The following is a 16,716-nucleotide window of genomic DNA, read 5'->3' as shown; positions in this document are numbered from 1 at the left end:
ACCACCAATCTCTCGGTGGCTGTCTTGGCTCCAAACCAAGGGGAGTTAAAAAGTATGGAGGCTGTTATAGGGGCTTTTTTCTCTTGAGGCAAGAGTCCTGACCCAGTTAGCCTTAAATACGAGGGGTAATTTGTATGAAATTCTTGGTCTTTTCCGTATTGGTGAGCACTTTGACAGCATTTTCTGCCTTGGCGGAAGAACCGATGCCCATTCCTCGTTTGGAGGGGCTGTACAATTATCAGGATGACTTTGTAGTGCCCCTGATTCGTCGGGTGGAGGATATTCCCGATACAACGGCTGAAGGCAAAGCCCGCGTGAAGCAGCTTCGGAAAGAAGGGCATTCTTGTGGGCGTAAAAATCCCCAGGTGGCTCGCTGTATTAAATCGGAAAGGCCGAATGCCCCGCTGGAAGAGCTGCGGGCTCCTGTAGCCAACCTGATGCGTACTGTGGATGTGGAATTCTATCCAGGTGAAGAGCCGCCGGTGCTAAATCACAACGGGTCTAGCACCCAGGAATGGCTTTTACGGGATGTCGTTCGCCTGATGAAGAAGAAAGTGAATCTGTATTTTGTTGTGCGCAGCTATGAAGGGCGCATTTCATTAAGTTTTCCGGTTTCTGAGGGGCAACCTATCGGAAACCTGATCTATCACGGTGCTGATAAATTAGGCCTTCAGCTCACGGCCAGCCGTAAAGAGTCGCCATCCGTCACGATCGGTTATGTGATGGAAGCTTATTTAAATCCGGGATTGTGATTGCAGCGCGGCATTTGCTTGTAAGACGGGGTTTTTCCCCGTAAAAAGATCTTTTCACTAAGGAAGATCCAAATGCTCGCAACTCCGCAGATTCAAAAAGAAATTCAACGTCGTCGCACGTTCGCTATCATCTCGCACCCGGATGCCGGGAAGACGACTTTGACCGAAAAGCTGCTCTATCACGGGGGAGTGATTCACGAGACCGGGGAAGTGAAAGGCAAGCAGGGAACCAAGGCTGTGACGTCCGACTGGATGGCGATGGAGCGGGAAAAAGGGATCTCCATCACATCTTCTGTGATGACTTTCGACTTCGACGGTTTGCGTGTGAACCTTCTGGACACCCCCGGACACAAAGACTTCTCGGAGGACACATACCGTGTTTTGATGGCCGTGGAATCCGCGTGCATGCTGATTGACGTGGCCAAGGGTGTGGAAGAGCGTACCAAGAAACTTTACGAAGTCTGCCGCATGCGCCATATCCCGATTTTCACTTTCGTGAACAAGTTGGACCGTGAGGGGAAGGATCCTCTGACCTTGATTGATGAGGTCGAAAAAACCCTGAATATGCAGTGTTACCCAGTGACCTGGCCGTTGGGTATCGGACAGCGCTTCCGCGGTATTTACAATCGTCTGACCAAAGAACTTTGGATCTACGATCAGCGCCGTGAGGAAGTGGAAGACTACAAAATCATTCCTTTCGAAAAAGGCAAAGACGATCAAATTTTGTACGACTATCTGGATAAGGAATCCGCCGATCAGGTTTTGGAAGAGCTGGATCTGATCGAGGGTGCGCTGCCTCCATTTGATGTGAATGAATTCCTGAGCGGAGCGATTTCGCCGGTGACGTTTGGTTCTGCCAAACAGAATTTCGGGGTGGATACGTTCTTGCAGTTCTTTACGAAGTACGCTCCAGGTCCACAGCCTCGTCACACCAAAGATGGCAAGGATATGGATCCTTGCGATGCGAATTTCTCGGGCTTTGTATTTAAAATCCAGGCCAATATGGATAAACGTCACCGTGACCGTATTGCGTTCATTCGTATTTGTTCCGGCAAGTTTGAGCGAGGGATGAAAGTCAAACACTCCCGTCACGATAAGGAACTGCGCCTGTCATATGCCAGTCAGTTTATCGCTGCGGATAAAGAGACAGTCGATGATGCTTATGCCGGTGATATTGTCGGGGTGGGGGATACGGGCAATTTTGCGATCGGTGACTGTGTATATGCTTCTGGCAAAGTTCACTTTGAGGATATTCCAAAATTTGCTCCCGAGCTGTTCGGGAAACTGTCTGTCCGGGACGCTTTGAAACGTCAGAAGATGAACGAAGCCCTGATTCACTTGTCGGAAGAGGGCGCGATTCAGTTGTTCATTGATCCAATCATCGGCCCTCAGGATCCGATTATTGGGGCGGTCGGCGAGCTTCAGTTTGAAGTGTTGTTGCGTCGTCTGCTGGATGAATACAATCTGGAAGTGAAACTGACTCGCTTGCCATACGGCGTGGCCCGCTGGCCGCGCACCGAAGATGGTAAGCCCGTCGCGGATCTCAAAGGCGGTGCAAACATGTTCCGTGATTTGCAGGACAACCCCGTTGTGCTGGTCAATCAGGAATGGGACTTGAACTGGTTGAAGCGTGAAAACCCAACAGTCGAGTTCCACACAAGCATCACTCGCGCGCGGTAAGGCGGCAGCATGATTTTACCATTGGAAATTTCCAATCTGCGCAAAACCTACAAAGGTGGCACAGTCGAGGCGGTGAAAGGTGTTTCCTTCACCGTCAAACCGGGCGAGATTTTCGGCCTTCTGGGCCCGAACGGCGCAGGTAAGACCACGATCATCTCAACGATCACAACTCTTGAAAAACCAACTTCTGGAACGGTGCAGGTCTTCGGCGTGGATGTTCAGAAAGATCCTCTGTTCACGAAACGCCAGATCGGGGTGGTTCACCAGGAAGTTATCACGTCGGGCTTTTTTGATGTGGAAGAAATTCTGACGTTCCATTCTGGATATTATGGACTGCGCAACAATAAAGAGCGCATTCATTTTCTTTTGGAAAAGCTGTCTTTGTTTGAGCATCGGCACAAAAAAGTGAAACAGCTTTCCGGTGGGATGAAGCGGCGTCTGATGATTGCCAAAGCTTTGGTTCATAATCCGAAACTGCTTTTGCTGGATGAACCGACGGCAGGCGTGGATATTCGCCTGCGTGAAGATCTGTGGCGCTTTGTGGAAGAGCTTCGCAATGATGGGATGTCGATTCTTTTAACCACTCACTATCTGGAAGAGGCTCAGCAGCTTTGTGATCGCGTGGGAATCATCAATCTGGGCAGTCTGGTCGAGTTGGGTAACACCAAAGCCATCATTCGCCAGTACACTCTGAAAAAGATCCGTGTGATCCTGACGGAAAGGCATCCACTGCAGTCCGAATACCTGCAAGAAGTTGACGGTAAGGAGTACCTGTTCATCGTTCCTCAGAATAAGACCCTGGGGGAATTCTTAAGTGAAGTCATGATTCCAACGGCCTTGATTCAGGATATTCACATTGAAGAAGGTGACTTGGAAGAAGCCTTCTTAAAGCTTGTCAGCAGAAAAGATGTTCAGGTGCCGCTATGACCGGATTTATTACGATTTTTCAGCGCGAGATCGCGCGCTTTTTGAAGGTTATTGTGCAAACGGTGATCACGCCGTTTATCTCTTCATTTTTGTATCTGTTGATCTTCGGGGTTTCTTTGGGTGAACAAATGCAGGCCCATCAAGGTGTCAGCTATCTCAGCTTTTTGATCCCCGGTCTTATGATGATGAGTCTGATTAATAACGCCTTTCAGAACTCTTCTTCATCCGTGGTGTCTTCAAAATTTTCTGGCGATCTGGAAGACCTGCGCGTGGCCCCGATCACAGATCAGGAAATCATCTGGGCGATGAGTCTGGCCTCTTTGGTGCGCGGGACGATTGTGGCCCTGATCACTTACGCGGTGGGCGCGCTCTTTATGTACTATCAACAGGGCGAATGGCTGCTGATTGCTCATCCGTTGACCACGTTGTTCTTTGTTGTCATGGCGGGATTGATTTTCGGAATGATCGGGATCAGCATTGCGTTCTGGGCGACGACCTTCGATCAGCTCTCGGCCTTTTCAGCGTTCATTCTGTTGCCGTTGACCTATCTGGGCGGGGTGTTCCTGTCCATTGAACACTTGCATCCGTTCTGGCAGGCCGTTTCTAAAGCAAATCCGTTGTTGTATCTGATCAACGGTCTTCGTTATGGCATCCTTGGCGTCAGCGATGTCAACGTCTGGACTGCCGCGATCATCTCGATGATCGGCTTCCTGGTTTTCTTCGCAGTAGCCAAAATCAGCCTGAAAAAAGGCTCCTTCCAGCGCTGGTAAGAGAGTTGGATTGATAAAATATTAGTATCACGATGGGAATGTGTTTCATCGTGATATGTCTTTTCACTGACCTATACATTAACAGAAAATTGTTTTTATATAATCTTCAGACTTGTCGATTATGGATAAGTTGGAGGGCTATATGCTTAGGGGCTCGATCTTTTTGTTTAGCATACTGCTACTGGGCGGTCGATATGCTGGTGCACAGAGCTGTGAAGAGCAGTTAAGCGACTCCATTCGAACAATTGTAACGAACTCAACATCGAGCGATGGTTGTATCTATTACAACCCGCAATATCCAGGTGACTTATACTCTAAATGTACTGCTGGTTCGCATAAAATATCTGGTGGAGCCTCAAGTGGAAGTCCGATTATTCGTGTGGAAGTCAAGGTGACGGATACACACGTATATCTTGGATCTTATGACCCTGTTATCCATGAGGTTGGACAAGTGTATGAGCTCACGGCCTGCTACAATCCATTTATTACGGCTTCGATGAAAGCAAACAGTTGTCCAATTGAAAAGCCGGGTTCTGTGATTTATGCTGATAATCAGGTTTTGATGGAGCAGGTTCCAATTGTAGGAACTCAGTTGGATATGATGTATGTTTCGTCGTATCAAAAAGGTTATGTTAAAGATTTCCATATCAGCTTATCTTTGGTGGACTCAGTTCCGCGAGACTTCGTCGATATCTTTAATATTCAGATTTATAAAGGTGCTACGTTGGTTGATAGTGTCACTTATACTTCTGCGCCAAATCTCACTTATCAGGGAAGTTGGGACGGGCTGGATGAGGATGGAGTAAATACGGTCGTTTCGCAGAAAATGACGGCCATTATTTCCGAGTCATCTACGGCCGGGAATTTTGTAGTTCCGTATGATTTTTATCTTAAGCATTTTGATGCGAAACGGTTCGGACTTGGGGGATGGTTGCCGAGCAACTTTATGTTCTTCGATAAGAACTCGACGACACTTTTTTTTGCTGACGGACGAACAGCATCTATTGATCTTAAAATCCGCTCAACGAATACCTATCTTTATAAAGAAGATGATAGTCGAATGTTTGAGTTTAATTCTGATGGTTTCCTAATTGCGATTCGCCATTCAATGTCGGGAGCTGCAGTTCAGCAATTTATTTATAATTCTAACGGACACCTGTTAAAGATTGTCGATCCTTTTGGAGGGGAGATCCTATTTTCGCGCAATTTAAGTGGTGCTCTCTCTGAGATCGTAGGTCCATTTGGGCAAGTTACCGAGGTTTCGGTAAATGCCAATGGCATGATTTCTTCTTTTGAAAATCCGAAAGCCGAGAAGTATGAGTTTACTTATGGTTCCTCCACGGACTTGTTAATCTCTTTTAAAAAGCCGTCAGGAAGAACAAGTACGTTTTTATATAGTGGCCTAGGTCTTTTGATAAAAGATACCGATTATGGAGGAAGCTTTACTGAACTGCTGTCTATTCTAAATGATGGAACGGATCAGAATAACTCTTCAGTGAAGGTTATTACATCAATGGGTCGAGAAGAGATAATTAGGAATTCGATTGTGAATACTACGAATGCCGGAGAGGATTATTTCAAGCGTAGAACGTTCGCGGCTAACGGAGATAATAGGAGCACTCAACATGCCAAAGGGCCTAGTGGTTATTCTCTCATTGAGGAGTCTGCCGCTGGAACAAAGTTTTTAGATTATACCCTTGATCCGCAAATGGGTACGGGCAGCTTCTATCTAAGTTCTTATTCTGATAGCACGTCACGTTCATATTCGATTTTTAGATCTGTAGATCTCGTGGATTCTACGGATCCATTTTCAATTTCTACATGGACAGACTCTATCTATATCGGTGGCACATCTTATTTAGGTACGTATACATTTGATCCAATGCTCAAAGAATTTGGCTATGTCTCTACTTTAGGTAGGACATCGTCGTTGAAAATGGATATCTATGGACGTCCGACAGATAGAGTGATTGGGAGTTTATTGCCAGTCCAATATACATATTCGGGAAGGCATTTAGCTTCTGTGAGCCAGGGAACTAGGAGTGTTAGTCTTTCGTATTCCAGTGAAGGGTATCTGGAATCTGTTGAGAACTCGCTGGGACAGGTGACTTCCTATATTTATGATCTAGCTGGACGCGTATCCTCGGTAGTTTTGCCTGATGCCAGAGTGCTTGTGTACACCTATGATTCTGATGGAAACGTGAGCGGAATAGAGACCCCTTCTGGGAAGAATCATCTATTCTCATATAATGCTAGCTCCTTGTTAGGAGAGTATGCGCCACCTGCTTTAGTGGGAGTTCCGGCTATTGAAACGGATTATATTTATAATGCAGATAAACAACTGACACATATTAATCGGCCAGACGGAAGTGTAATTGAGTTTGTCTATGACCTCGTAAGTGGTTTGCGTACAGGGTGGGTAACATCAGAAGGTACCGCAAGTATCACATATACATCTGGCGCACGGCCGTATGGTGTATCGCTGCCGTCAGGAATAATGACCACAATTAACTATCATGGAAGGACTCCTGTCGGAACCTATGTTGAAAGTGTGGCGAATGGGTTTATCGGTTCTTATCAGGCAACAATTTCGTAACCACTGCATAAAACGCGTCTAGGAACTGAAATCAATATCCAGCATGCTGCGATTCATGAAAACACAGCGTGCGAACCAACTAATAGAAGAAATCCAAGAGCTGACTCGGCAATATCATTCCGAAGTGAGCTCCGTCAGAAAACCTTGGCCGAAATCCATAAAGTCCAGAATCCAAGAATTATTTGCCCTGGATGTACCAGTTAAAGCAACAGCCCAACAAATCGACATCCCCTATGCAACTATTATGTCGTGGCGATTGTGACCTTCCCCCAATAAACCAAGCCACTTGAAAGTTCGTAAAAGCCTGATATAAACGCCCAAAAAACGGGCAGAAGAAGGTTTTTCGATGAAAAAGAGTAAGTTCACAGAAGAGCAGATTATTGAAATCTTGGGTCAGAGAAATGCGGGGAAGTCAGTGGAAGATCTTTGCCGCCAGCACAAGGTGTCAGATGCAACGTTCTATAAGTGGCAAAAGAAGTACGGCTCTATGAGCACGACCGAGGCCAAACGCCTCAAGGAGCTTGAACTAGAAAATGCCCGAATGAAGAAGCTTATTGCAAATCTGTCCTTGGACAACTTGATTCTGAAAGAGGCTCTGGGAAAAAAGTAGGAAGGCCCTCTGAGCGAAAGGTTCTTGCGCGCGCAGCGATTGAGAGCCATGGAATTACGGCACGGCGGGCCTGCAAGATATTTGAAATCAATCGATACACCTGGTGGTATCAGCAGAAGCCTGATCGCAATGCGGATCTTCGAGTGCGCATGAAGGAGCTAGCGGCCCAGCATCCCGCTTACGGTCATCCAATGCTGCACTACCTGGTCCGCAGGGAGAATGAGGCCCCGATCAACAAAAAGAGAACTGAGCGGATTTACAGAGAGGAAAAACTATCATTGCGGATAAAAAAGAAGCGTAAAAAACTTCGTCACTTACGACTGGCACTCCCGCAGGCCGAGGAGGCAGATTCAGTGTGGTCGATGGACTTTGTCCATGATCGCGCAGCAAACAATCAACAACTTAAGTTCCTAACGATGGTTGACCACTGTACGCGTGAGATGCCGGACCTAGTGGTCCGAAGTAGCTTTAAAGGTGTTGATGTGGCAGCGACGTTAGAACGCCTGAGAATGTTTGGCCGAAAGCCACAAACGCTGGTGGTCGATAATGGTCCTGAGTTTCGCTCTAGGAGCCTGCAGCGGTGGGCAACGTTAAATGGGGTCCGATTGCACTTTATTGAACCAGGAAAACCCCAGCAGAACGGATATATTGAATCTTTGAACGGCAAGTTCAGAGCAGAATGTTTGGATAGAAATCTATTCGACAATTTGGACTTGGCAAGGGTTCTGACGCAGAAGTGGAAAACGGAGTACGAGACCTACAGACCGCATTCGAGTCTTAACGGTCTTACACCTTCAGAGTATGCAAAAAGTAAAGGATCAACAAAGCAGGTAAATAGCGAACTCAAAACTGGCTAGGTCTTAGGGGGAAGGTCAATTGAAGCCCAAGAAAAATATTAAATCTGACTTTCATGCATTAACAGTCCAACCAGGTCCAACTGTCACAGTTGGACCTTCATTAGAAGAAAAAACTAATCTGGGTCTAACTGTGACGGTTAGAACTCCAGAAGGATATATTTTAGAGATACCAGAATCTATTGCCGTAAAAACCATCCTTGAACTTCAGCGAGGTAAATCATGTTTTTAGACCGCAAGGGGCTTCGGGCATTTGTATATCGCGAAAGTATCGACATGCGGTGTGGTTTTGAAAGATTACATTCTTTATGTGTCCATCAAATGCAGGCGATTATGGATCAGGGACATGTGTATTTGTTCTTCGGGAAAAACCGTAAGCGCATCAAAGCTATTTTCTATGATGGGACAGGGCTGGTACTGATTTCAAAACGTATGGAAAAAGGGAACTTTATGTCTTTGGCCGAACTATTGGGGCGATCGGAGGTCAGTTTGTCAGAATTAAAGCTGATTTTCCACGGAAGTGTGATCAGAACACCTATTGTTGACCGCTCTATGGCAGCTTTAGCGCCACAAATCCCAGTGACGCAAAGGGAAGCTGTTGATCTTCCGCAAGGGTTTTTACAAACTCCCGGCTGATGGATGAAAGAACTCGAAAAATTATTGAAAGCGAAAAAGATCCCCGCATATTGCAGGCACTTCTGTCGCAAGCTCTCGAGTTCATTGCACAGCAAAAACTATTAGTTGCCAAACTTCAAGAGGAGCAAGCGCTTAGCCTGCAGTCTAAATTCAACCTAGATGAGCGTATAAAGCTGCTCCGTAGAAGTATTTTTGGTAAATCCACTGAAAAACGAGCTGAAGCCACAGATCGTCCTCGTGACAAAAGCCAAACCGAGGCTATGTTATTCAGCCAAGCGGCGTTCCCTGCTGAAGTGTCACGTGAAGAGCAAAAGAAAAATAAATGGTCAGGTTTACCTAGCTGCGAAGTTGCGCACCATCTTTCAGATGACGAACTTAATGAAGAAGCAAAACTTCGTGGTATCGACAATCCACATCCATCAATGTGGAAAAATACGGGTCTTTATGATGAATCTTTTCAAATACAAATCATTGAAAGATCCTATGTCAAAGAAATCCACAAGAAGTATAAATATAAACTGGATCCAAAGTTCATTCCAGACTCAGATAAAGAAGTTATTATCACTGCCAATGGCCCTTCGGGCCTATTGCCAGGAATGAACTATTCAACTGACTTTGTTATCAGTGTTGTGGCTGATAAATATATCAGCCACATGCCCTTAGAAAGACAGACCCGAGAAATGGAATCGCTGGGTTTAAAAGGGATCCAAAATAGTACTCTCTCAAGATTGTCTGGACTTGCAGCTGCTAGTCTTGAACCTGTACAAGCTGAAATTCTCAAAGAATTGAAATCAAGCGATCTTGCCTTACACCTGGATGAAACCCCTTGGAAAATCCAAGATAAGACTGAAAAAGATGGCTACATGTGGGTGGTAAGCAATCGTTACGGTAGTCATTATTGTTTTAAGCCCACCAGATCAGGACAAGTTGTTAAGGATTTTTTGAGTGGATACAGTGGACCTGTCGTTACTGATGGTTATGTTGGATACAACATACTAGCGAAATTAGAAATTCCCCAAGCATTCTGTTGGGCACATGCACGCAGAGAATTTATAAAAATTGAAGACCACGATCCAACAGTAAAACCAATCTTAGATGATATTGATCGATTATTTGAAATTGAAAGAGAGGCTTCCTCTTTTGAAGACCTTTTGCGGCTACGAAAAGAGAAAAGTCAGTTGATTACCGAGGGTCTTCATAAAAATCTCATAGGAGAGTACTCAAATTCACGCCCTGGCAGTCAGAAAAGAAAGGCTATAGAGTATCTCACAGAAAGGTGGGCCGGATTTATGTTGTTCTTAAATGATAACCGTATTCCTCTTTCAAACAATGAGGCCGAACGTACGATCCGTCATGCTGTAGTCGGAAGAAAGAATTATTACGGATCTGGAAATCACGCTGGCGCAGATACCGCCGCCACACTTTTCACTGTAATTGAATCTTGTAAAAAGAATGACCTTGATCCGCGAAGTTATTTGTCGATGGCTCTGCATTTAGTCGCTGCGGGAAAAGCTCCGCCCACGCCATTGGCACATGCTCGGGCTCTTCGTCAATAGCGCGTATTACGCAGGGTTCACACAATTTCTACGGCATATTTGATGGATAGTGATGTTGTCGACAGTCCTTTATCCTCTTCTACTATCTCCTATCAATATGACGATGATCTCCATATTAAAAAAGCCGGGGATCTAAATTTCACCTATACCTATCCTAATGGCTTACTAGTAGGCACATCTTTGGGGTCGGGTGTTCCGTTTCACTTAGTTTGACCGGGTTCGTTTCAGATACTTTGACCACCTGATTTTTGAGGGTTTATTGGTCTTTCTACTCGCTGTCAATATCGTTGAAAGTTATTCGTCCCTTCATGCGGTGACTGGGGCCTTCAAAAATGCAAATATGGGCATTCTCGAACATCCTGTCGATGGCAGCACTTGCCAGGATCGGATCGGTAAAAACTTGTGGCCATTCTTCAACGTCGCGGTTGCTGGTTAAGATCATAGCCGAATTGTGCTTGCGTCGATCAAATAAATCGAAGATCTCCTCACTCACGTCTCGTGGCATTGTTACGACGCCCCAGTCATCCAAGATCCATAGCTTTGATGTTAGAATTTGTTTGAATAAAACATCGAGCTTATTGTTCTCGCGCGCTTTACGGATCTTTGTCCCAAGTCTTTTTACACTCGTACAAAAAACACTGTGACCAGCCTGCGCAGCGCTCATCCCAAGAGCAATCGCAAGATGACTCTTGCCCGTGCCGGGACTTCCCAAAAACAATGCAATTTCGTTGTTCTCGATAAACTTTAAATCTTTCAGATCCTCGATTTTTTCGCGCGGGAGTTTTTTATTGAAATCCCAATTGAACTGCTCAAAGCTTCTTCGCTCTGGGAACTCCGCTTTCTTAATCCTTTTTTCTACGGCGTTATCTGCCCTTGCATCTAATTCCGTGGATAGAAGCTCACTGAGCCACTTAAGATCCTGGCTGCGTTTTCCTTTTTGAACTAAACCCTCGATCTCTGCGGATGCCGCGGGCATTCGTAACTGCTTTAACTGATCGCGTATCACATCTATTGTCATAACTGTCTTTCCTTTCAGTGGGCCTGGTTGCTATGAACCAGACGTAAATGGTTTTTATACTCACTCATGTCGCGCGCAAACTTACCTCCCACCGTCTGCGCGGATAAAACCTCCTCATGACGAGGAGCTTTGGGTTTTGGCTTTGCCATAATATTCAATAGTTGATGAACTGTTTTTAAATTTACCTGTGATAACTCCAGCGCTGAAAGGCAGGCCTTGTCGATGTCGGCATTGCTGTACTTCTTGTTCAGCGTCAGAAGACCCCATACGCTGCGTGTATCAACAAAACCTTCGCCTCGAGCCAAAATAATTCCTACAAAGCGCTCAACATTGACGCCGATAATTTTTGCTTGCTTCAGATAGTGACCATGATCTTGAAGAGTCTTCTCCCAAGACTCCTTGTAATGATCTTTACAGGCTTTACTTGTGAATTTATCTTGGATGCGCTCGTAAACTTCTAACAGTCGACCGTTGCAGTAGATACTTACTTGAACTGAATTACCAATCACCAAAGCTATTTCGCCTTTGAGTCTTGTGTCTACTCGGTAGTACTTGTTTGCAAAGCGAACATAACCATCAGACCTCACTGTTGAGCGAGTGATGGTTTCCACTTCGTAGCGTAATAAAGGAAGAGGCTTTAACAACGAGGCTTCATCGTTAAGAAACACATCCAAAGGTTTTTGTAGGTGAGTCCCGTGCTTTCTCTCATTGGCGATACTCATCTTTTTATTCATGTGTGACTGTGCGCCGCTCAGTGAATATTGGGACTTATCGTAGGATTCAAAAAGGCGACGCTTCATTGGAACCATTCGCTCCACTTTGCCTTTTTTCTCTGGAGAATAAGGCGGCAATGCCTCGACAACGAACCCGTAGTGCGAGGCCAGTCTTTCAAAGGCCGGGTTCAACGTCGGCTCGTGCTTTGATGCCTCATGAACAAAGACTTTGGGATTATCAGAAGTCACTTTACGAGGGACTCCGCCAAGTTCCTCAAACATGCTTATTAAAACTTCGGCAGTTGTTTCAAAGTCGAGTTTCTCTACAACTCGGGCCATCTCGTAACGAGAATGCCCAAGAACGCCAACGAAAATCCAAATTGTTTTTTTCTTTTTTGTGACAGGATCGACGACGTCAAAGAGCTTTCCCCAGTCCACCTGCAGACATTCCCCCGGTGAGTGAACAAGCTCCATCACATTGCGCGCAGGTGCGGATCGCATAAGTTTGTGGCGGTGAATGTAGCGGTAGAAGTTAGATCGCGGGACAGAGAGCGGAAGCTCTTCAAAAATACTTTGCGGACTCCAGCCAAGTTCAATGCGCTCCTTGATCCATTCGCGCTTGGGATCTAAGATGGCATCCGTTTCAATGGCCTTCTCGCTGCGACCATCGCGCAGCGGAAACAGCGCCTCTGGGTAAGGTGGGATTTCTTTTGAGGTTTTGCAGTAGATTTTCTTCTCTGGGTTTGCGACGGCTACATAGCCATGCTCTATCGCCTGGTCGCGGATTTTTATGACGTAACCTTTGCCTTTACCAGTTGATTTAGTCAGTGCGGTGAGTGAGTGTCCTTCGCGAAGGCCTTCGACGATTTTTCGGTCCACTGTGATTTTCTCCAAGTCCTTTTTTCTGAGTTTCCGCATGCGTATTCCTTGCTGTAGTCTGGTTGTTAAACCAGCAGCTTAGCGCATGGGATCAGATGGAGAAAATGTGCTGAAAACGTAAGCAATTGCCCGGTCAAATTAGGTGGGATTTACTTCCCCCAAAGCCGGTCCACTTACGTGGGATTTGCCCCCCTTGAAACCGGTCAAACTACGTGGGATTGGACAGGGTCGGGTAGCTCACAAATGACAGATACTTATAGTTATAATAGTTACGGGGAGGTTGTGGGTTATATCGCCAAAAGAGGAGCTACCACTTTGTACGAATATTCTTTGGATCGAGATGGAGTGGGGCGTGTCGTTGGCAAGAATCAAGTTATGAATTCCATCTCTGAAGAGTTCGAGTACCTATATGATGATGCGGGTCGACTCGTCGAAACGGATAAGAACTCAGTCTTGTTATCGTCGTATATATATGATTTTAATAGTAATCGAGTGGGGGGCAATATAGGAGCACAGCCAACAACTGGTGTTTACGATGATCAGGATCGTCTTATTACCTACAATACTTGGTCGTTTGTATATAATGCAAACGGAGACTTGCTTTCAAAGACCAATAATACGACAAGCCAAACCACCACCTATGCCTACGATGCTTTCGGCAATCTTAGACAAGTGACGATCCCGCCATCTACTACTATCGCCTATGATATTGATGGGCTAAATCGCCGCATAGCAAAACGGGTGAATGGAGTTGTGCAAAAACGTTGGATTTATATGGATCAGTATAGGATCGCAGCGGAATTGAATTCCGCAGGGACCATCACGAAACGTTTTGTGTATGGCTCTAAAAGCAATGTTCCGGATTATATGATTGCCTCGGGCGTAAAATATAGAATTATCTCAGACCATTTGGGATCACCGAGATTGGTCGTGAAGCAATCTGACGGTTCTATTGCTCAAAGAATGAACCACGATGAATTTGGTCGCGTTACTGAAGACACTAATCCAGGATATCTGCCTTTTGGTTTTGCTGGAGGTCTGTATGATCCCGAAACAGGGCTCGTTCGGTTCGGAGTACGCGACTACGACCCCGAAGTGGGTAGATGGACTTCAAAAGACCCCATCTTATTTAACGGGGGACAGTCAAATTTGTATGGTTACACGTTCAATGACCCCGTAAATTTCATCGACCCTTCTGGAAAGTTTGGGATTGCAGGGGTCGCCTCGGGCTTTATTTCGGGTATGGTTGGGGGGTATATTTCTGGGGGAACAATCCCTGCTGCTTTAGCTGGAGGAGCTGCTGGTGCTGTTGTTGGGTTTTTAAATCCTTTTGCCTCATCCGCTGCCGGAGCCTTTGCAGGTGGTGTTGCATCAAGCCTTGTTGGTCAAGTATTTGGAAATGTTCTGACAGACCAGCCTTATATGAATTTGAATCTTGGAGCGGCTGTCTTTTCGGGTTTTGGTTCAGCAGTTGGCGTGCAGGCAGCTGGAGCAATGGCTTGCGGAAGGACGGGAGCAGCAGTTGTTGAAGGAGGAGCTTCGGGGTTTGCGGAAGTATTTGGAGGAACTTTGGACCAGACCCGCAATTACAGTCCTTTATTTTCTCCCATGATTAGATAAAAATGAATTTTGAGGTCGTTATGCTTGAAGTAATAGCAATTAATATCGGGGCAATGGTCACCATGTTTTGTGGTTATAAATTCGCGGTGAACCATTTGCGTAAGGAATACACAGGACTATTCGATTTACTGATTAGGTTGATACTGATAATCGGAGTTCTCTCTTCGTCGCTTTTCATGCCGATACTGATACAAAAAAGCAGATTGCCTGAAATCCATATCGGAATTTTCATGATTGGGCCATATCTCGGAATTGTTCTTGCGATTCTGACTTATTGGCTAGAAAAGAAGGGCAAGTTGGTTTGGCCTAAAGATATAAAAATGAATTCAAAATAATACTGTGCCATGGCTTGTGGGCAGAATCACAAATCCCGTGCCCAAATCAACCCAGAACCTTAAAAAAGTTCTGGGTTTTTATTTTCTAAAAAACCTATGCAGAAATCACGAGTCTCAAAATTAGGCACGACCGTTTTTCAATCACTCCCTTTAAGAACATCTCTATTTTACTCTTGCGCTTTTTATTCGGATTTGTATGAGGCCACTGTCAAACTTTTGCATATTGTGGAGTGCCCTCGAAAAAAGATAAACGGAGAGCATGAGGCAATGAGAACGGAGCAATGTTGCGACCGTGATAGTCTCGGGAGGGTTACTATGAAAGAAGAGGTTGAGGTTTCAATATATAAGCTCAAGAACGGAGGCTATCAGGCATCATACACAAATCCGTTCAGCAATAAGCGCATTCGCAACAAATTTAAGATGCTGAGTGAGGCCAATGATTTCAAGAGGAAGATTCATGCTCAGTTTATTACGGACGTAATGACTGGATATTCCCATCTGCCGACTAAGCAGTTTTTGGATGCCTACTTGCAGTTGTATCCAAAAGCAAAAATGGTCACTCGCGGTCTTCCTTTTTATAATTCATTTGTAGAAACCTTTGGGCAAATGGCGGTTTTGGACCTTAATAAAACAAATTTGACCGAATGGTTTTCTAAGATTCAAAAGGAACGTGGATATGCCCAAAGAACACTACCCAATATAAAGTCAGCAATGAACCAGTTCTTTTTGTATCTTATGGACCAAAATATTATCAGGGAAAACCCCTTGGATAAGGTCAAAATCAAAAAAGGACCGGCATTGAGAGAAAGAGTTCATTTATCCGAAGAGGAAATCAGAGAACTTCTGGAAAAAATAAAATCTATCAGCCGTAACCAAGTGTATCCAGTTGTCTATTTTCTGGTTCAGACTGGGTGCCGTCTCGGAGAAGCTTTAAAGCTCAAATGGTCTCAAGTTGATTTAAACATGGGAACTGTAGAAATCCTGGAATCCAAGAATGGCGAAGGTCGCCTCATCCATGTTTCCATGCAACTCATTGAGTTTCTAAGCAATCATCCAAAAGACTCTGAGTATGTATTCGTGGACCAAAGAGACGGTTTGGGATGGGACATGGCAAAGTACCGCAAACAGTTTGCCAAGGTCCGCAATAAAATCAATTTCCCGAAATATTGGAACAACCATGGGTTCCGACACGCTTTTGCATATCACTATCTAAGACAAGGCGGAAACATCAAGCATCTCCAAGCCCTCTTAGGGCATCGCTGGCTTGAAATGACAGTCGACCTTTACGGAAAAATAGCCGCAAAGGATGTCGAGAAGACCTGTCCTTACAATTTTTAGACATCTATGATGATGAGTTTGGGCCCAAAAGGGTGAAAGACGTTTCGCCCGAAACAATCCGAAATGTGCGTACACGTTTCTATAGAAACATCCAGATACGGCATGAATGTTTCCATGGAAACATTTGGAAACACATTTTTTGTTTCCACGGGAAACATTGGGAAACTTATTTCTCTGTATCCACGTGCTGACAAAACTGGTCAAGTGCCACTTCCATCAACTCTGCTAGGCTGTAACCTTTTGTGTTTGCAATATCAGAAAGCCGTTTCTTCAAGCTCTTGGGTGCTCTTATGGAAAGAACTTCTTTAGCTCCTGCCGTGTATTTTCTGCGTGGTTGAGGTCTGGCTGGTATGTCGTATTTTGCCATACAATCAATTTCGGCAGATTTTCGTATAAAATCAAGGCAGATACTTCTAGTTACTTACAAATACT

At 45.2% G+C, this 16,716-nt stretch carries 17 protein-coding genes; 14 read left to right on the top strand and 3 right to left on the bottom strand.

Features of this window, described 5'->3' with window-relative positions; all coding sequences use genetic code 11:
* Nucleotides 1–134 precede the first annotated feature (134 nt).
* The 11 genes from ACZ5ZV_RS10385 (at nt 135) to tnpC (ending at nt 10,381) form a co-directional block, all read left to right on the top strand.
* A complete protein-coding gene (locus tag ACZ5ZV_RS10385; protein WP_464121362.1) occupies nt 135–752 on the top strand; it encodes a hypothetical protein in 618 nt (205 codons plus the stop codon).
* 72 nt (nt 753–824) lie between these two features.
* The gene (locus ACZ5ZV_RS10380; protein WP_464121361.1) at nt 825–2,432 is read left to right on the top strand and encodes a peptide chain release factor 3; all 1,608 of its coding nucleotides are present in this window, start codon (nt 825–827) and stop codon (nt 2,430–2,432) included.
* Nucleotides 2,433–2,441: 9 nt separating this feature from the next.
* The gene (locus ACZ5ZV_RS10375) at nt 2,442–3,359 is read left to right on the top strand and encodes an ABC transporter ATP-binding protein (protein ID WP_464121359.1); all 918 of its coding nucleotides are present in this window, start codon (nt 2,442–2,444) and stop codon (nt 3,357–3,359) included.
* The gene (locus tag ACZ5ZV_RS10370) at nt 3,356–4,129 is read left to right on the top strand and encodes an ABC transporter permease (protein ID WP_464121358.1); all 774 of its coding nucleotides are present in this window, start codon (nt 3,356–3,358) and stop codon (nt 4,127–4,129) included. Before ACZ5ZV_RS10375 ends, ACZ5ZV_RS10370 begins: the two co-directional genes overlap by 4 nt.
* A gap of 121 nt (nt 4,130–4,250) precedes the next feature.
* Nucleotides 4,251–6,725 carry an RHS repeat domain-containing protein gene (locus tag ACZ5ZV_RS10365; RefSeq protein WP_464121357.1) on the top strand — a complete coding sequence of 825 codons (2,475 nt, stop codon included), beginning with the start codon at nt 4,251–4,253 and terminating at the stop codon, nt 6,723–6,725.
* A gap of 55 nt (nt 6,726–6,780) precedes the next feature.
* A complete protein-coding gene (locus ACZ5ZV_RS10360) occupies nt 6,781–6,987 on the top strand; it encodes a hypothetical protein (protein ID WP_464121356.1) in 207 nt (68 codons plus the stop codon).
* Nucleotides 6,988–7,071: 84 nt separating this feature from the next.
* The gene (tnpA, locus tag ACZ5ZV_RS10355; RefSeq protein WP_464119616.1) at nt 7,072–7,335 is read left to right on the top strand and encodes an IS66 family insertion sequence element accessory protein TnpA; all 264 of its coding nucleotides are present in this window, start codon (nt 7,072–7,074) and stop codon (nt 7,333–7,335) included.
* A 38-nt stretch (nt 7,336–7,373) separates the two neighbouring features.
* Nucleotides 7,374–8,192, top strand: coding sequence for an IS3 family transposase (locus ACZ5ZV_RS10350; protein ID WP_464121378.1), 819 nt, complete (start codon nt 7,374–7,376; stop codon nt 8,190–8,192).
* A gap of 19 nt (nt 8,193–8,211) precedes the next feature.
* The gene (locus ACZ5ZV_RS10345; RefSeq protein WP_464121355.1) at nt 8,212–8,421 is read left to right on the top strand and encodes a hypothetical protein; all 210 of its coding nucleotides are present in this window, start codon (nt 8,212–8,214) and stop codon (nt 8,419–8,421) included.
* Nucleotides 8,412–8,825, top strand: a complete 414-nt coding sequence (tnpB, locus tag ACZ5ZV_RS10340) for an IS66 family insertion sequence element accessory protein TnpB (protein WP_464118794.1) — start codon at nt 8,412–8,414, stop codon at nt 8,823–8,825. The genes ACZ5ZV_RS10345 and tnpB overlap by 10 nt, the downstream gene beginning before the upstream one ends.
* Nucleotides 8,825–10,381: an IS66 family transposase gene (gene tnpC, locus ACZ5ZV_RS10335; protein WP_464118795.1), complete on the top strand. Its 1,557-nt coding sequence runs from the start codon at nt 8,825–8,827 to the stop codon at nt 10,379–10,381. Before tnpB ends, tnpC begins: the two co-directional genes overlap by 1 nt.
* A 268-nt stretch (nt 10,382–10,649) precedes the next feature.
* Here the strand turns inward: tnpC and istB are convergent, their stop codons facing one another.
* Together istB and istA are read right to left on the bottom strand one after the other, a co-directional pair.
* A complete protein-coding gene (istB, locus tag ACZ5ZV_RS10330) occupies nt 10,650–11,399 on the bottom strand; it encodes an IS21-like element helper ATPase IstB (protein ID WP_464117240.1) in 750 nt (249 codons plus the stop codon).
* A 14-nt stretch (nt 11,400–11,413) separates the two neighbouring features.
* Nucleotides 11,414–13,030 carry an IS21 family transposase gene (gene istA / locus ACZ5ZV_RS10325; protein WP_464117241.1) on the bottom strand — a complete coding sequence of 539 codons (1,617 nt, stop codon included), beginning with the start codon at nt 13,028–13,030 and terminating at the stop codon, nt 11,414–11,416.
* 138 nt (nt 13,031–13,168) lie between these two features.
* Between istA and ACZ5ZV_RS10320 the strand changes: the two genes are divergently transcribed.
* The 3 genes from ACZ5ZV_RS10320 (at nt 13,169) to ACZ5ZV_RS10310 (ending at nt 16,284) form a co-directional block, all read left to right on the top strand.
* Complete coding sequence (locus ACZ5ZV_RS10320) at nt 13,169–14,611, top strand: RHS repeat domain-containing protein (RefSeq protein ID WP_464121354.1); 1,443 nt, start codon at nt 13,169–13,171, stop codon at nt 14,609–14,611.
* Nucleotides 14,612–14,631: 20 nt separating this feature from the next.
* On the top strand, nt 14,632–14,946 hold the full coding sequence (locus tag ACZ5ZV_RS10315; protein ID WP_464121353.1) for a hypothetical protein: 315 nt from the start codon (nt 14,632–14,634) through the stop codon (nt 14,944–14,946).
* A 315-nt stretch (nt 14,947–15,261) separates the two neighbouring features.
* A complete protein-coding gene (locus tag ACZ5ZV_RS10310; RefSeq protein ID WP_464121352.1) occupies nt 15,262–16,284 on the top strand; it encodes a tyrosine-type recombinase/integrase in 1,023 nt (340 codons plus the stop codon).
* Nucleotides 16,285–16,450: 166 nt separating this feature from the next.
* On the opposite strand, the gene ACZ5ZV_RS10305 is transcribed toward ACZ5ZV_RS10310, so the two are convergent.
* Complete coding sequence (locus tag ACZ5ZV_RS10305; RefSeq protein ID WP_464121351.1) at nt 16,451–16,651, bottom strand: hypothetical protein; 201 nt, start codon at nt 16,649–16,651, stop codon at nt 16,451–16,453.
* Between the last annotated feature and the right edge of the window lie 65 nt (nt 16,652–16,716).

Source organism: Bdellovibrio sp. HAGR004 (assembly GCF_055397015.1).
The sequence above is the reverse complement of the archived record's forward strand: the minus strand, read 5'-3'. Positions and strand labels throughout refer to the sequence as shown.